General features: G+C 60.6%; 16 protein-coding genes. 9 read left to right on the top strand and 7 right to left on the bottom strand.

From position 1 onward, the window contains the following. Positions 1-5: 5 nt before the first annotated feature. Genes BMZ36_RS01370 through metW form a run of 4 tightly spaced genes read left to right on the top strand, consistent with a single transcriptional unit; the run spans position 6 to position 3,776 of the window. Positions 6-1,244, top strand: a complete 1,239-nt coding sequence (locus BMZ36_RS01370) for an O-antigen ligase family protein (RefSeq protein WP_143085943.1) — start codon at positions 6-8, stop codon at positions 1,242-1,244. Further along, positions 1,241-2,056, top strand: coding sequence for a glycosyltransferase family 2 protein (locus BMZ36_RS01365; protein ID WP_091190109.1), 816 nt, complete (start codon positions 1,241-1,243; stop codon positions 2,054-2,056). Before BMZ36_RS01370 ends, BMZ36_RS01365 begins: the two co-directional genes overlap by 4 nt. Further along, complete coding sequence (gene metX, locus BMZ36_RS01360) at positions 2,053-3,192, top strand: homoserine O-succinyltransferase MetX (protein ID WP_091190105.1); 1,140 nt, start codon at positions 2,053-2,055, stop codon at positions 3,190-3,192. Before BMZ36_RS01365 ends, metX begins: the two co-directional genes overlap by 4 nt. Continuing rightward, positions 3,189-3,776, top strand: coding sequence for a methionine biosynthesis protein MetW (metW, locus tag BMZ36_RS01355; protein WP_091190101.1), 588 nt, complete (start codon positions 3,189-3,191; stop codon positions 3,774-3,776). The genes metX and metW overlap by 4 nt, the downstream gene beginning before the upstream one ends. Before the next feature lie 67 nt (positions 3,777-3,843). Here metW and BMZ36_RS01350 read toward each other — a convergent pair whose 3' ends face one another. Next, positions 3,844-4,092, bottom strand: a complete 249-nt coding sequence (locus tag BMZ36_RS01350; protein ID WP_091190096.1) for a YfhL family 4Fe-4S dicluster ferredoxin — start codon at positions 4,090-4,092, stop codon at positions 3,844-3,846. Positions 4,093-4,178: 86 nt separating this feature from the next. After that, positions 4,179-4,739 (bottom strand): 16S rRNA (guanine(966)-N(2))-methyltransferase RsmD, encoded by a 561-nt coding sequence (gene rsmD, locus BMZ36_RS01345; RefSeq protein WP_091190092.1) that lies wholly within the window; start codon positions 4,737-4,739, stop codon positions 4,179-4,181. Positions 4,740-4,806: 67 nt separating this feature from the next. Here rsmD and ftsY point away from each other — a divergent pair, with 67 nt between their 5' ends. The 5 genes from ftsY (at position 4,807) to rpoH (ending at position 9,173) form a co-directional block, all read left to right on the top strand. Continuing rightward, a complete protein-coding gene (gene ftsY / locus BMZ36_RS01340) occupies positions 4,807-5,838 on the top strand; it encodes a signal recognition particle-docking protein FtsY (RefSeq protein ID WP_091190088.1) in 1,032 nt (343 codons plus the stop codon). Beyond that, the gene (locus BMZ36_RS01335; protein ID WP_091190084.1) at positions 5,835-6,395 is read left to right on the top strand and encodes a GNAT family N-acetyltransferase; all 561 of its coding nucleotides are present in this window, start codon (positions 5,835-5,837) and stop codon (positions 6,393-6,395) included. Before ftsY ends, BMZ36_RS01335 begins: the two co-directional genes overlap by 4 nt. A 9-nt stretch (positions 6,396-6,404) precedes the next feature. After that, positions 6,405-7,058, top strand: coding sequence for a cell division ATP-binding protein FtsE (gene ftsE / locus BMZ36_RS01330; protein ID WP_091190079.1), 654 nt, complete (start codon positions 6,405-6,407; stop codon positions 7,056-7,058). Between the two features lie 10 nt (positions 7,059-7,068). After that, complete coding sequence (gene ftsX, locus BMZ36_RS01325; RefSeq protein WP_091190074.1) at positions 7,069-7,971, top strand: permease-like cell division protein FtsX; 903 nt, start codon at positions 7,069-7,071, stop codon at positions 7,969-7,971. A gap of 344 nt (positions 7,972-8,315) precedes the next feature. After that, positions 8,316-9,173 (top strand): RNA polymerase sigma factor RpoH, encoded by an 858-nt coding sequence (rpoH, locus tag BMZ36_RS01320; protein ID WP_091190070.1) that lies wholly within the window; start codon positions 8,316-8,318, stop codon positions 9,171-9,173. 230 nt (positions 9,174-9,403) lie between these two features. Here rpoH and BMZ36_RS14830 read toward each other — a convergent pair whose 3' ends face one another. The 5 genes from BMZ36_RS14830 to BMZ36_RS01295 form a co-directional block, all read right to left on the bottom strand. Beyond that, complete coding sequence (locus BMZ36_RS14830; protein ID WP_091190065.1) at positions 9,404-9,802, bottom strand: type II toxin-antitoxin system PemK/MazF family toxin; 399 nt, start codon at positions 9,800-9,802, stop codon at positions 9,404-9,406. Between the two features lie 1,099 nt (positions 9,803-10,901). Next, positions 10,902-12,743 (bottom strand): DUF927 domain-containing protein, encoded by a 1,842-nt coding sequence (locus tag BMZ36_RS01310; RefSeq protein ID WP_091190061.1) that lies wholly within the window; start codon positions 12,741-12,743, stop codon positions 10,902-10,904. Further along, positions 12,740-13,786, bottom strand: a complete 1,047-nt coding sequence (locus BMZ36_RS01305) for a DUF7146 domain-containing protein (protein ID WP_177187727.1) — start codon at positions 13,784-13,786, stop codon at positions 12,740-12,742. Before BMZ36_RS01305 ends, BMZ36_RS01310 begins: the two co-directional genes overlap by 4 nt. Beyond that, positions 13,779-14,378, bottom strand: coding sequence for a hypothetical protein (locus BMZ36_RS01300; protein ID WP_091190056.1), 600 nt, complete (start codon positions 14,376-14,378; stop codon positions 13,779-13,781). The genes BMZ36_RS01305 and BMZ36_RS01300 overlap by 8 nt, the downstream gene beginning before the upstream one ends. Then, positions 14,375-14,596 (bottom strand): helix-turn-helix transcriptional regulator, encoded by a 222-nt coding sequence (locus tag BMZ36_RS01295; RefSeq protein ID WP_091190765.1) that lies wholly within the window; start codon positions 14,594-14,596, stop codon positions 14,375-14,377. Before BMZ36_RS01295 ends, BMZ36_RS01300 begins: the two co-directional genes overlap by 4 nt. Positions 14,597-14,638 lie beyond the last annotated feature (42 nt).

Here is a 14,638-nt window from a genome sequence, read left to right as displayed (position 1 = left end):
CCGCCATGGATTTTTCCCCTTCCAAAATCGCCGCAAGCTGGCAAGGCAAGCTCGCCGTCGCCGCGGCCTTCCTCGCCGGGGTCGGCATTCCGGTTTCACTGGCGCTGGAAAACATCGCCGCCGGGCTGATCGTGCTGGCGGCCTTGCTGACGCCCGCGCTGTGGCGCCAGTTGCCCGGCATCTGCCGCAAGCCGTTCGTGCTCGCGTGTCTGGCCTTTTACGGGCTGTTCGTGCTCGGCGCATTGTGGTCGCCCGAACCGCTGGAACGCATCGTCTGGATGCTGACCAAGCTGCGCGCCTACCTCTGCGCGCCGCTGATCTTTGCCGTGTTCCTGCTGCTGCCGGCGCGGCGCGCTTTTTTCTGGGGGCTGACGCTCGGCACGCTCGCAAGCCTGGTGCTGTCGTTCGCGATGGCAGCCATCGGCAAACCCTTCTGGCAGGGCATGCTGAACGATTGGGCAGTATTCCACTCCCACACCTACCACAACTATTACCTGAGCCTGCTGGTGTTCGGCTTGCTGGCATTGCTGGTCAACGGTGAAATCGCCGGTCGCTGGAAACCGGTTGCATGGGTGGTCATTCTCCTTTGCACGATCAACATCCTGTTCATGGTGCAAGGCCGCACCGCACAGGTCATTTTCCTGTTGCTGCTGGCATTGATTCCCGTGCTTTGGCGCTGGCGGCTTGGCTTGGCCGCAGCACTACTGGGCGCAATGGTCTTACTGCCGGCCCTGTATTTTTCCTCCGCGGGGCTGCGGACGGGCGTAGCTCGTGTCAAGGCAGATCTGGCCCTGTTTGAAAAAGATTCGCGGCAATCCACCAGCGTGGGCGTGCGACTGAATTTCTACCGTTCTGCCCTGCAAATGGTTGCAGAGAAACCGCTTCTCGGACACGGCACCGGCACGATCGTGAGCGAATTCAAACGTATTGCCGAAACCAACCCGGACAGCCTGGAAACGCGGAATCCGCACAACGATTACCTGTGGACCGCCGTGGAATTGGGGCTGGCGGGCATCGTCGCGCTACTTGGCATGATGACAGCCCTGGTGATCCAGGCGCGCCGCAGCGCCCGCCCGGAAAAATGGATGTGCATCGGTTTTGCCCTGTCGATGGCGGCTTCCACGCTCGCCAACTCGTTCTTCATGGACAACATCACCGGGCTCGGTTTCGTGCTGACCGCCTGCGCCCTGCTCGCCGGCAACAGTTTTGGTAGCCGGCCAGCCGGGCGGGAGATCTTTGCATGATCAGCATCATCACTGCCATCTACAACCAGCGCGCAGTCAACGAACTGTTCTGGGAGCACCTGCAGCGTTACACGCACAACCCGTTCGAATTGATCATCATCGACAACGGATCGACCGACGGCAGTGCCGAGTTCTTCGAATCGGTCGGCGCGAAGGTCATCCGCAACGGCGCCAATTACTCCTACCCGCACTGCCAGAACCAGGGCATTGCCGTGGCGCAGTACGACTGGCTGGCGTTCCTCAACAACGACATCATTGTCTCGCCGGACTGGGACCAGAAGCTGGTCGAGAGCATGACCGCCAACAATCTTGAAGTCGCCACCGTCTGCGGCATCGAGCAGGTCGAGAACGCGCGCGCAACCCGCACGCTCAAGCGCCGCTGGAAAGCGATCAAGAACGTGCTGGGCGTGTTCGGGAGCGGCAAACCCACGTTGCGCCTGATGCATCGCCTGATGTACCTTGACTGGGAGGGTTTCTGCCACGAACGGCAACAGCGCTTCCACCACCAGATCAAGGAAGGCTTCGTCGGCAACACGGTGATGATGCGCCGCGCGGCCTTCGACAAGATCGGTACCTGGGACGAGCGCCAGCAGGGTGCGGATTTCGACCTCTTCCTGCGCAGCAAGACCCGCGCGCGCGACGTGGGCGACATCCGCCCGGTGCACATCTGCCTCGATGTATTCGTGCACCATTACATCCGTTTGACCGTCAAGGCCGGCTACCCGCCGTTTGCCGACCGCGACAACCTGATCGGGCTCTCCGACAAGTGGTCGGAGGAAGATCTGAAATTCTTGCAGGAAATGAACAAGTGACTCAGCCACAAAGCGTCGGGGTCGTCACCGCGCAGAAAGCGGTGTTCGACCAACCCATCTCCCTCGCGTGCGGAACCACCCTGCCGCGCTACGAGCTGGTCTATGAAACCTATGGCCAGCTCAACGCCGACAAGTCCAACGCCATCCTGATCTGCCACGCACTGTCGGGCAACCACCATGTCGCCGGCAAATACGCCGAAACCGACAAGGCCACCGGCTGGTGGGACAACATGATCGGGCCGGGCAAGCCGATCGACACCAACCGCTTCTTCGTGATCGGCCTGAACAACCTCGGCGGCTGCCACGGCTCGACCGGGCCGTCGAGCATCGACCCGGAAACCGGCAAGCCCTACGGCTCGCGCTTCCCGCTGGTACTGGTGCGCGACTGGGTGGAAACGCAGGCCCGGCTCGCCGACTCCCTGGGCATCGACCGGTTCGCCGCAATCATCGGCGGCAGCCTGGGCGGGATGCAGGCGCTGCGCTGGACGATCTCGCACCCGCAGCGCGTGCGCCATGCGCTCGTCATCGCCTCGGCGCCGAAGCTCACAGCGCAGAACATCGCCTTCAACGACGTGGCCCGCCAAGCCATCCTGACCGACCCGGAATTCCACGGGGGAGACTACTACGAACACGGCACCGTGCCGCGTCGCGGCCTGCGCCTGGCACGCATGCTCGGCCACATCACCTATCTTTCCGATGACGGCATGGGCGAAAAATTCGGTCGCCTGTTGCGTTCGGGCGAGTACAAGTACGGCTTCGACGTCGAATTCGAGATCGAATCCTACCTGCGCTATCAGGGCGACAAGTTCTCCACGCTGTTCGACGCCAACACCTACCTGCTGATGACCAAGGCGCTCGATTATTTCGATCCGTCGCGCGACTACGAGGGCGACCTCTCCAAGGCACTGGCGCAAACCGCCGCCAAATTCCTGGTCGTCTCGTTCACCACAGACTGGCGCTTCTCGCCTTCGCGCTCGCGCGAGATCGTCAAGGCATTGCTCGACGCGCGCAAGGATGTGAGCTACGCCGAGATCGAATCGCAGCACGGCCACGACGCCTTCCTCATGGAAGACCCTGCCTACCACGGCGTGATGCGCGCCTACCTCAACCGGATTGCCGAGGAGATTGCCCGATGAGTGCCTTGCGCGCAGACTTGCAATACATCGCCGACTGGATCAAGCCCGCCTCGCGCGTGCTCGACCTCGGCTGCGGCGACGGCGACCTGCTCGCCTCGTTGCGCGAAGAAAAAGCCGTCACCGGCTACGGCGTCGAGATCGACGTCGACAAGGTCGTCACCTGCGTCGGCAAGGGGATCAACGTGATCCAGTCCGACCTCGAAAGCGGGTTGGCCACGTTTGAATCGGGCAGTTTCGACTACGTGGTGCTGTCGCTCACGATCCAGGCCATGCACAACATCGAGGGCATCCTCGCCGAAATGCTGCGCGTGGGGCGCACCGGCATCGTGACCTTCCCCAACTTCGGCTACTGGGAAAACCGCTGGCAATTACTCTTGGGCCGCATGCCGGTCTCGGAAACCATCCCTTACGAGTGGTACAACACGCCGAACATCCACTTCTGTACGCTGGCCGACTTCGACCAGTTGCTGGGCAAGCTCGGCATGCAGATCGAGGATCAACAGGTGTTGCACCAGGGAGAAAAGGTCGAATTCCTGCCCAACCTGCTGGGCAGTCTGGCCATGGTGCGTTTTGGCCGAATCTGACAAGAAATTCCAATGAAAAATGCCCGCCGGATCGGCGGGCATTTTGTTTTGTTTGGCGAAAACCGGATTACTTGCTGGTCAGAATCTTGTACTTCTGCAGCAGCGCTTCCTTGCTTTCCTTGTGGTCCGGGTTGAACGTGATGCAGTCAACCGGGCAAACCTGCTGGCACTGCGGCTCGTCGTAGTGGCCTACGCATTCGGTGCACAGGTCGGGGTTGATTTCGTAGGTTTCCGCGCCCTGCGAAATGGCGCCGTTCGGGCATTCCGGTTCGCAAACGTCGCAGTTGATGCATTCATCGGTAATCATCAGGGCCATGGCAGCTATTCCTCAGCAAAAAACTCGGGTATTGATTTTGCAGCGATTTTCCCACGATTGGGCGGGCCGGACAATATCCGCGCCCATCATTGCGCGCCGTTCGTCGCCCGGCGCAGCAAGCCGTAATGCACCTGCCCCGCCTTGCCTTCCTTTTCCAGCGACCATCCGTCGAGTGCGGGCCATGCCGCGCATTCGGCATAGACGAGCGCCCCTTCGTTGAGGATGCGCGGCAGGCGTTCCAGTGCTTTGGCGAGAAAATCGCTGGCAAAGGGCGGGTCGAGAAAAACCAGGTCGAAACGTTCGGGCGTGCTTTCCAGAAAACGCAGCCCGTCGCTCCAGACCACTTCCAGGTTGCGCGCATCGAGTGCCGCCTTGTTGCCGCGCAGCGCTTCCAGCACCGGCTTGGCCGTTTCCACGGAAACCACCTTGGCCGCATTGCGCGAAGCGGCCTCGAAACCCAGCGCGCCGCTGCCGGCGAAGAGGTCGAGACAGACAAGCCCGGTGCAGTCCTGCCCCAGCCAGTTGAACAGTGTTTCCCGCACCCGGTCCGGTGTCGGACGCAGCCCTTCGATCTGCGGAAAACGCAAACTGCGGCGCTTCCATTGCCCGCCGATGATCCGCACCTGATTTTTGTACTGTCCTGACATCGCTGCACCGCGTTAAAATCGCACGAGATCGGCATTTTCCGTCATCCACCCACGGCTCGACAAACCCATGTTCAGTTTTTTCCGCAAAAAGACCGATGAAACTGCCCCGGCAGCAGACGCCATCCCCGAAACCAAACCGGTTCACGAGGCACCCGGCATCGCACCGGCGGCCATCGAACCCGCCCCCAAGCCCTTGAGCTGGACCGAAAAGCTCAAGGCCGGCCTGGCCAAGACGCGCGACAAGCTCGGCAAGAATCTGGCGGGGCTGTTCGGCGGCGGGCAGATCGACGAAGACCTCTACGAAGAGCTGGAAACCGTGCTGCTCACGGCCGACATGGGCGTTTCCGCAACCAACCACCTTTTGCACGACGTGCGCGAGCGCGTGAGCCTTGCCGGGCTCAAGAACCCGTCCGAACTCAAGGGCGCGCTGAAAAGCTCGCTGCAGGAACTGCTCGCACCGCTGGAAAAATCGCTCGACGTTTCCGGCCACAAGCCCTTCATCCTGATGGTGGCGGGCGTGAACGGCGCGGGCAAGACCACCAGCATCGGCAAGCTGGCCAAGTATTTCCAGTCGCAGGGCAAGTCAGTGCTGCTTGCGGCGGGCGACACCTTTCGCGCCGCCGCGCGCGAGCAACTCGTGGTCTGGGGCGAGCGCAACAACGTGCAGGTGATCGCCCAGGAATCGGGCGATGCTGCTGCCGTGGCATTCGATGCGATCAACGCAGCCAAGGCGCGCGGCGTCGATGTCATCATCGTCGATACCGCAGGCCGGCTGCCGACCCAGTTGCACCTCATGGAAGAGATCAAGAAGGTCAAGCGCGTGGTGCAGAAGGCCGAGCCTTCCGGTCCGCACGAGGTCATGCTGGTGCTTGACGCCAACACCGGCCAGAACGCGGTGGCACAGGTCAAGGCCTTCGACGATGCGCTGGGGCTGACCGGCCTGATCCTCACCAAGCTCGACGGCACAGCCAAGGGCGGCGTGATCGCCGCCATCGCCCGCGACCGCCCGGTGCCGCTGCGCTTCATCGGCGTGGGCGAAGGCATCGACGACCTGCGCCCGTTCGTCACGACCGAATACGTGGAGGCCCTGTTCGAATGAAAGACTTGCCCACCCTGCTGACGCCCCGCCTGGTCCTGCGCCCCCTGCGCGCGGACGACGCGGCCCAGATCGCCCAACTCGCCGGCAACTGGAATGTGGCCCGTTTCACGCGGCGCATCCCGTTTCCCTACTCCGAGGAACTCGCCAGCCAGTTCATCCGCGAACAGCGCAGCGCCTACAACAAGGGCCAGGAATGGACCTGGGCAGTCTGCCTCAAGGACGGCCTGACGCTGGTCGGCTGCGCGAGCGTGATGTTCGAGAAGGACATGGCCGGGGAGCTGGGTTACTGGATCGGCGAAGCTTACTGGGGCAAGGGCTATGCCTCCGAAGCCGCGCGTGCCGTGGTCAATCATGCATTCAATTCCTGCGAACTGTGGGAACTCGAAGCGCGCCACATCTTCGGCAACGATGCCAGTGGCCGCGTGCTGACCAAGCTCGGATTCCAGGTCGTCGGTTTCACCCAGGGCACCTGCCGCGAAGCCGGCCAGAACATCGTACTTTATCGCCAGTTGCGCGCGGCCTGGATTGCGCGCCCGGACCGCGAAACGTTTGTTTGAGATGACCTCATGATCCAGTTCCAGCAAGTTTCCAAGCGCTACCCCGGCGGCTTCGACGCATTGAAGAACCTCTCGTTCGAGATCCAGACCGGTGAGCTGCTGTTCCTGGCCGGGCATTCCGGCGCAGGCAAATCGACCATCCTCAAGCTGATCGCCGGCATCGAGCGGCCCACCGGCGGCGCGGTGCTGGTGAACGGGCAGAACGTCGGCAGCATGCGCCGCAGTTCGATCCCGTTCATCCGCCGCAACATCGGCCTGATTTTCCAGGACCACAAGATCCTGTTCGACCGCAGCGTGTACGACAACGTACGCCTGCCGCTCGACATCCTCGGTTTCGACGGGCAGGAAGCGCGGCGGCGCGTGCTGGCGGCGCTGGACAAGGTCGGTCTCTCCGGCAAGGAAAAGCTCAACCCGGTCACGCTCTCCGGCGGCGAACAGCAACGCCTGTGCATCGCCCGCGCCGTGGTACACCGCCCTGCGATCCTGCTCGCGGACGAGCCGACCGCCAACCTCGACCGCGATTACGCGAACGATATTCTCGAACTGTTCCGCTCCTTCCATCAGGTCGGGGTGACGCTGGTCATTTCGGCGCACGACGAATCCCTGATGGCGGACTACGGCCGCCGCATCCTGCGCCTGAAAAACGGCCAGTTCACGGCATAAGGAGACGGCAATGAAAAACTGGTTCCGTCAACACTGGCTGGCTTTCAAACGCACGCTCGGCGGCATGCTGCGCCAGCCGCTCACCAGCCTGCTCAATCTCCTGGTCATCGCAGTCGCTGCGGCTTTCCCGCTGGCGCTGTGGCTGGTCATTTCCAGCCTGTCCGGCGTCGCGGGACGGATGCCGGTCGAATCGCAGATCACGGTTTTCCTGCGCTCAAGCGCGACGGAAGGGGAAATCAAGGCCCTGCGCGAACTCGACGGCAAGGATGCGCGCATCGCCCGCCACCGCTTCGTTTCCAGAGACGAGGCGCTCAAGGAAATGCAGCAATCGACCGGCATGGGCGACCTGCTGGCCGGGCTGCCGGACAACCCGCTGCCCGATGCGATCATCTTCACAGCAAAAAGCAACCAGGCCGAGACGCTGGAAACGCTGCAAAAGGAACTCGCCGTCAAGGCTGGCGTCGACGAAGCCCAGCTTGATTCCGCCTGGGCGCGCAGGCTGGAACGATTGCTGGCGCTGGGGCGCGCGGTATTCGATGCCATCGCGGTCTTGCTGGCGCTGGCGCTGGTGCTGATCACCGGCAACACCATCCGCATGCAGATCCTGACCCGTCAGGATGAAATCGAGGTTTCCAAGCTGATCGGCGCCTCCGATGCCTTCATCCGCCGACCGTTCATCCACTTCGCCATCGCGCAAGGGCTGGGCGGCGGCTTGCTGGCCTGCGGCATTGTGGCACTGGCGCTGTGGCGGCTGAATCCGGCCGTGCGGGAACTGGCCACCGCCTATGGCCAGCAATTCGCGCTGACCACTCCGGGCTTGGTCAGCATTGCCTTGGTCTGCGCTGCGACCACCCTGCTCTGCCTGTTCGGAGCCTGGCTGGCGGTGTGGCAGCATTTGCGGAAACTCCTCTGAAAACCTTCACTATCTTGCTACGAAGCCGTGATCGGGGCTCATGCGCTGCTCTTCGCCCCGCTGACGGCGTCCGCGACAGAGCGTGAACAGGTTTTGAGAGCCGCCGCGAATTGAGTCGGGCTATCGGCCTCATTGGAATAATTGCCATGCAATCCAAGCGCCGTTGTGCTGGAATGCATACGTGAACTTTCCGCATCTTTAGCACTCGAAGGTTGCGAGTGATAGAATGAATTTGCCGGGGTGCCCCGGCGCTTCAGAGCCTACTTCAGCAGAAGACGCCCAAGCAAATGCGGAAGGCCGAGCAGCCTGCAGGAATAGGCTCTTGGTATCAGGAGAATTGAATCATGGGAACCGCGCTAACCCTACCCGTACTGTCCGCCGGTGACAGCATCGAGAGCTACATCCTGCGCGTCAATACCATTCCGTTGCTGACCGCAGAAGAGGAGGTCGAACTGGCGACCCGCCTGCAAGAACACAACGATCTGGAGGCCGCGCGCCAACTGGTACTCTCGCACCTGCGCGTGGTGGTTTCAATTGCCCGTGGCTATTCCGGCTACGGCCTGCCCCAAGCCGACCTGATCCAGGAAGGCAACATCGGACTGATGAAGGCGGTCAAGCGCTTCGAGCCGGATCGCGGCGTACGCCTGTTCTCGTTCGCCGTACACTGGATCAAGGCCGAAATCCACGAATACATCCTGCGCAACTGGCGTCTGGTCCGCGTGGCGACGACCAAGGCGCAGCGCAAGCTGTTCTTCAATCTGCGCTCGATGAAAACCGGCTTTGCCGCGCTGACCCACAAGGAAGCCCAGCAGATCGCCGACGATCTTGGCGTCAAGCCCGAAGAAGTGCTGGAGATGGAAACGCGCATGAGCGGCCAGGATGTGGCGCTCATGGCCGATGAAGGCGACGACGAAGGCTTTGCCCCAATCGACTGGCTGGCCGATCACGAAAGCGAGCCCGGCAGGGCGCTGGAGCGCCGCGCCTTCGATCACCTGCAATCCGAAGGGCTGCAAGGCGCACTGGAAAGTCTCGACGAACGCAGCCGCCGCATCGTGGAAACCCGCTGGCTGGCCGACGAAGGCGAAAGCCTGACCCTGCACGACCTCGCCGCTGAATACAACGTCTCGGCCGAACGCATCCGCCAGATCGAGGTCAAGGCGCTGCAGAAGATGAAGCAGTTGCTTCTGCCGGCAACGGTTTGAAAATTTGAAATGTTTTACAAAAAGCGGAGGGATTCCTCCGCTTTTTAATTGCATTGCACAGGTTGATGAAAAAAGGGTTGGCGGTATGCCAACCCTTTTTTTGATCTGTGGACCGAATGGCTATCGAAGTTTGCTGTACAAGTGGCTGTTTTGCTTGGTTAGCCATTTTTGCTTTTTAAAATGTACCCCCATAAATACCCCCGGCAAGGTGTTGCTTACCTCGCCGAAACTTAAAGTGGTAGGTACGCTTTTACCGCAGCTAGGACCCCAGAATAATCCCCTTTATCCATAAGAGGGGCGTAATACTCGCGCCCATTTCTTGTACGGCGATGCAGTTTGTCGAGTCGTTCAAAACTGACGGTATAAAGCATATCCCCTTTGGCCCATATCTGCGCGTATGCCAAAGTGTCGGGACATGGGTTATTTCGCAAGAGGTAATGCCAGTCTTGAGCAGGATCAGGCGCGGTAGTTGATAGCGGCACAACAGTGCATAGCTTGCGGGAGTGAGTACTTGCAGGAGAAATAACAACCACTGGCCGGCGCTTTACCATCTCGGGCTCAATGAATCCCCTAGTAAAGTCGCATAACAGAATGTGGCCTGGCTTTGGATAAAAATGATTAAGTGGCATTGTTTTTGTTTCGGATAAAGCAAAGCCGCCCGTGGGCGGCTCTACAAAAAACGCGGGGTAGCTTGTTATCGCCACCCCCGCGCCGCTGCCTCACCTTTCGGGAGCCAGACTCCAACCGGATTAACCGGATACAAGTTCATTATGTATCCGAATTTCATCGGCTGCAACTAATTTGCACATGTTGAAAATTACTAGTGTATTGATCCGTAGTCGTTCACTGGAGTTTACTGCCGTACGGTATAACCCCCTATACACAACCCCCTGACTAGAATCGCATCGCGCCTGCCTGACCCGTATAGGCAACTTCCGTAGAGGGACCCAAGGCAGGCAAGGGAAGGGGGCTTCCCCAAACTGCCTGCCTGCCCGGCTTTCCCCTCTTGGCTAAAACCTGCTCACCAGATCAACAGGGGCAAACGCTGCCGCACGATCAGGCTGCAGGCCGGGGGTTCAATCAAAATCAGGACGATCAATCGCACCAGCACTCTGCAAATTTAACCCCCCTCCCCCTGAAAATCACTCCCCATGAAAGAACGCTTAACCGGTCGGTCTTGGACTGGTCGGCCCAGACTTTTTACCCCCCCCTCTCTGTCATGTAGTCAGCCCAAGCAGACAAGGCCACCGACTACAAAACACCGTGGATTTCAGTAACTTTCTAGGCTGCTTTGTACCCCTAGAACGGGGCTAGAATTACCCGCGTAGGAAGGTACTGGAAGGACCCGGACACCTTGGCAGGCAAACAGGCAAGCCACCAACCAAGCGCCCCTTTACCCGGTTGAATGGATCGCACTGGACTGCACTGGAACACCTCCCGCCCAAACATTTCAGTAACCCGATCACCCGCCAGAATTGCCGCGAATTTATCCTTGCAAGCGCCTCAGCAGCGCCGCAGCCTACCCCCACCCTGTCCGTTTTTTGGTGTTACCGGTGTTACTGGTGTTACCGCATTGATTTATATCGATATTTTTTGTGTTGCTGGTGTTGCAGTTGGTGTTACTGGTAACACCTTGATTGTCCAAACGCGTCCAGAAATAGCAAAGGGGTGGATATTTCCGCCCCTGTTTCATACTCGAAACCCCGCCGCACCAGACAGCGCTAGCCGTCAATCCTCGCCCCATTCCCATAGCTTGGGCGATACCCAATACACACGCGGCTTCCCCATTCCCGGCACGGCTTTTTGTCTTGATGCCTTGCCATCGCCACCCGGCAGCAAGATTCCTAGATCGACCAGTAGCCGGTTTGCCTTGCGTGGATCAAAGCCTTTCAGGACTTCCCCGGTCCATGCTTGCGGCAGGACATAATAGGTTGTCTTTGATACTTCCTCGCCATTGACGCTGCCGGTTTCCGTTTCCCGGAATCCGCAGCGCATCAGGGTTTTGGGGGCGTGATTATCGTTTTGCACATTACGGGCCAGATCGGCATAACGGCCTTCCCCGTGCTGCTCAAAGTGCGCCTGTACTTGGCGGATAATCTGCCTATCTTCCTCGTTTCCGGCTCCCCCACGCTGGGCAAGCCAATCCTCAAACAAGCCGCAAGCGGCCTCCCATGCGGTCAGCAAATCCCAGCCAGTCAACCCGTAGAGCGTAGCTTGCTCGGCGGCATAGCCTGCCAAGGCGAAGTAATGCGCTGCGTGGCGCACTTGGGCGCTCGCGCCTTCCGGGACGCAACGCTCGGCAAACTTATGCAAGGCCCGGCGGATTTCCTGTTTCTTGGTTTCCATATCCTCAGCGGTCAGGCGGGCAAGGAAGGCTTGACCGGCTGCGCCGTGGTGCTGGGCCGCAGTGGTCGCCAGCTTGGCGCACAGCGCGGGAGCATCCTGATACCCATGCAGATCATCGAACGCGCCAACACTTCGGCGGGCGGGGATCGACAGCAGCCGCACCGCTTGGCCGGCCTTGATTGTTTTGCCGGCCTGTCTGATAACCGTGGCAAGGTCTTGCTCGCCGTTCGATATGGCAAAGCAGCACCAGCGGGCGAAGTCGCGCAGCCCGCCGCTATCCTTGCCCCGCGCCTTGCCCTTGCCTTGACTGATCAGGTACACCACGCTATCCACTTCACGGGGCTCAGCCAGGTTGATTTCATCCAGCAGGAAAGGCAGATCGTTATAGCTGGCGCTGGCGTACTCGATCCCTACCGCCGTCGCCTTCCAGCTCATGCGGTAGTCTTTCGGGTTGCCCCAGATACTGGCCGCCATGTCGCAAATGGTGGACTTGCCGGCCTTGCTGTCGCCGTAGAAGTGGAAGCCCCCAGAATCCAACCCGGTCAGCCGCACCAGCGGACCAGCAAAGCCCGCCCCCAGTGCCAGCAGTAACAGCGGATTACCCGGCGCATACTTCGCCACGCCATCGCGCCAGCCTTCCAGCGTACCGGCCAGCGCAATCGGCGGCTTGCCGGCCCCTTGGTAGATCAGGTTTTCGGCAGTCGGGCCGATCACTTCATCCGGCAAGACAAAGGCCGATTCATGCCAGCCGGTGCGCTCGATCTTGCGGGCGCGGGGCGCATCGGTGCCGGTTTGCAGGTACAGCATCAGGTTTGCATTCCGATCCTTGGCCGATGACAGCCATAGCCCCAGCTCGGCCAGCTCTTCAATGACTCGCGTGGATTGATCGGACACCAAACGGGCGCGGGGTATCTGGTGCGTTTTGGTCTGGCCGTCCAAGTCGGTCAGCTTGACCAGTACACACCAGCCGCTGCCATTGGCATCGCGCAATTGCGCCACGATTTCTAGTGGGCCGCATAGCTTGCGGGGTTCGGTATCGCCACGCTGGATATACACGCCATCCGGTTGCGGGACAAATGTCGCATCGCCGGCAACGGTTGCGGTTTTCGGCTTGGGCGGTTTCTTGGCTTTGGCTGGACGGGCGGCAGGTGTTGCACTCGGCTGGGGCTGGTCTACCAAGGGGGCGGATTCGGGGTTTTGCAGCAAATCGTGGTCGGCTGTCATGCGGCGTCCTTTTCGTTTTGCGGGTCATTGCTGGCGCGTGCATTCCATACGTCCAGCCAATCCCAGCCGGGTTTACCGGGCAGCAGAATCCGCACGCTGCGGCCTTCTTGGGTCAGTCGGTCCGCAAGGGTCTTGGCTGCGTTCTGGCCAGTGCCGTTTTCATCGTGGTCGGCATAGATGAACACTTGGCGGGCCTCGGGCGGCAGCACCATTTGTGAAAGACCAAAGGCATTCAGCCCGGCCCAAACCGGAAGCCCGGACCCCAGATGCACGGCCAGCCCGGTTTCTATCCCCTCACAGATGGCAAGTTTTTCCCCGGCAGGGAACAGGCGGCAGGCCGCACCAGCAAGCGGGCCGCTGGGCTTGCTCATCTTCTTGGGGCTGGGCGCGTCGATCTTGCGCCCTGCGCCAGTCAGATAGGTTTTATGCACGGCCACCAGAGCGCCATCCGGCGCTTGCACGGCGGCCACCATGCCGCAGAAGTCGCCCAGCTTGATCGGTTTGCCATCCTCACCCCGGTCCCAATACGGCAGGCAAGGATGGAAGCGCAGGGCTTGCGGATACTCGGCCAGACTCAAGCCACGGTTGCGCAGATACAGGCCGACAGGAGAACCGGGCATAACCGGGTGCGCCTGCCGCCAAGTGGATAAATTGACCGCCCGGTTATTCAGCCAAGCGCGTTTCTGCTCGGCGTCCTCCCGCTCTTTGCGCCGCGCCAATTCTTCCGGACTTGGCGCGGTTGCCGTTACAGCAGCGCCGCCCAGATAGTCCGAAACAAAGCGGGCGGCTTCGATAAAGGAACAGGAGCGGAACGCGGCCAGCAAGTGGAAGCCGTCGCCGCCGTCCGGGCGGCACTTGTTGCACACATAGCAGCCCCGGCCATCCTTATCGGTGAAGCGGAAACGATCCTTGCCCCCGCACACCGGGCAAGCGCCGTGCTTGTTGCGCAGGTGTTTAGGATCAACGCCAGCCGCTTGCAGAATTCCCGGCCAACGGTTGCGGGCGGCATCTTTGAGGCCAATCAGATCAAGGCGGTTATTCATGCTCGCCCCCTTGCTCGGCAAGCCAAGCTGCAAGCATTTGCGCATCAACCTTATCTAACGCAGGGATACCATCATGCCCCCAGAATGGGGCAGCCTGTTTCTGCAAACAGTCGCCGCAATCGGTCAGCAAATCAGCCGGCATTTGGTCGGCAAACCCTCGCGCCGTAGCTTTGCAGGCCAGCGCATATTCCAAGCCCAGCAAATGCGCGTCACCAATCGCGTTTTGCAGCGCCATAGCCGCCTCGATCCCGGCCAGATACGGCGGCAAGGCCGGATTATCGGACGCCTCCAACAGCTCCCGGACGGAAGGCGACATTTCCGCATCCTCTTGATTGGCACTTGGGCTAGATGGGAACGGCAGCACGTTTGTTTTTGCCAGTGTCGCAGGCGCGGGGCTTGCCGTGGTTACAGGTTGGCCGTCTTGGCGCAGGGGAATCATTGAAGCACAGCCTAGCCAAACCGCCCGCTGGTCATTCTGGGGAACCCCTAAGGCCACGGCAGCACCACGAACATGCAGCATTGCACGGGCCACGGATGCGGCCACATCGGCGGGCAGGAAAGGGGCGCGTGATTTCAGTTCGGAGGCGTTCATGCTGCGCCCCTTTCTGCGACGCGGGCGGCAATCCAAGCCTGAATTTCAGACAACAGCCAAGCGCGGCTATTGGGACTAATTGGCACGGCGGCAGGAAAAGTGCCATCGGCCATCATCTTGTAGATGCTGGATTTCTTGAGGCCAACCATAGCCTCGACTTGGGCGAGCCGCAAAAGTTGCTCGTGTTGCGGCTGATTTTGGGTGGTGGTGTTTGCCATTATCGTTTCCTTTCCGTTGCGGGTTTTCTCGGCGCAACTGCA

Origin of the sequence: Formivibrio citricus (assembly GCF_900115065.1) — a bacterium.
GTDB lineage: Bacteria > Pseudomonadota > Gammaproteobacteria > Burkholderiales > Chitinibacteraceae > Formivibrio > Formivibrio citricus.
Note: the sequence above shows the minus strand (reverse complement) of the source record. Positions and strands in the feature narration are given on the sequence as shown.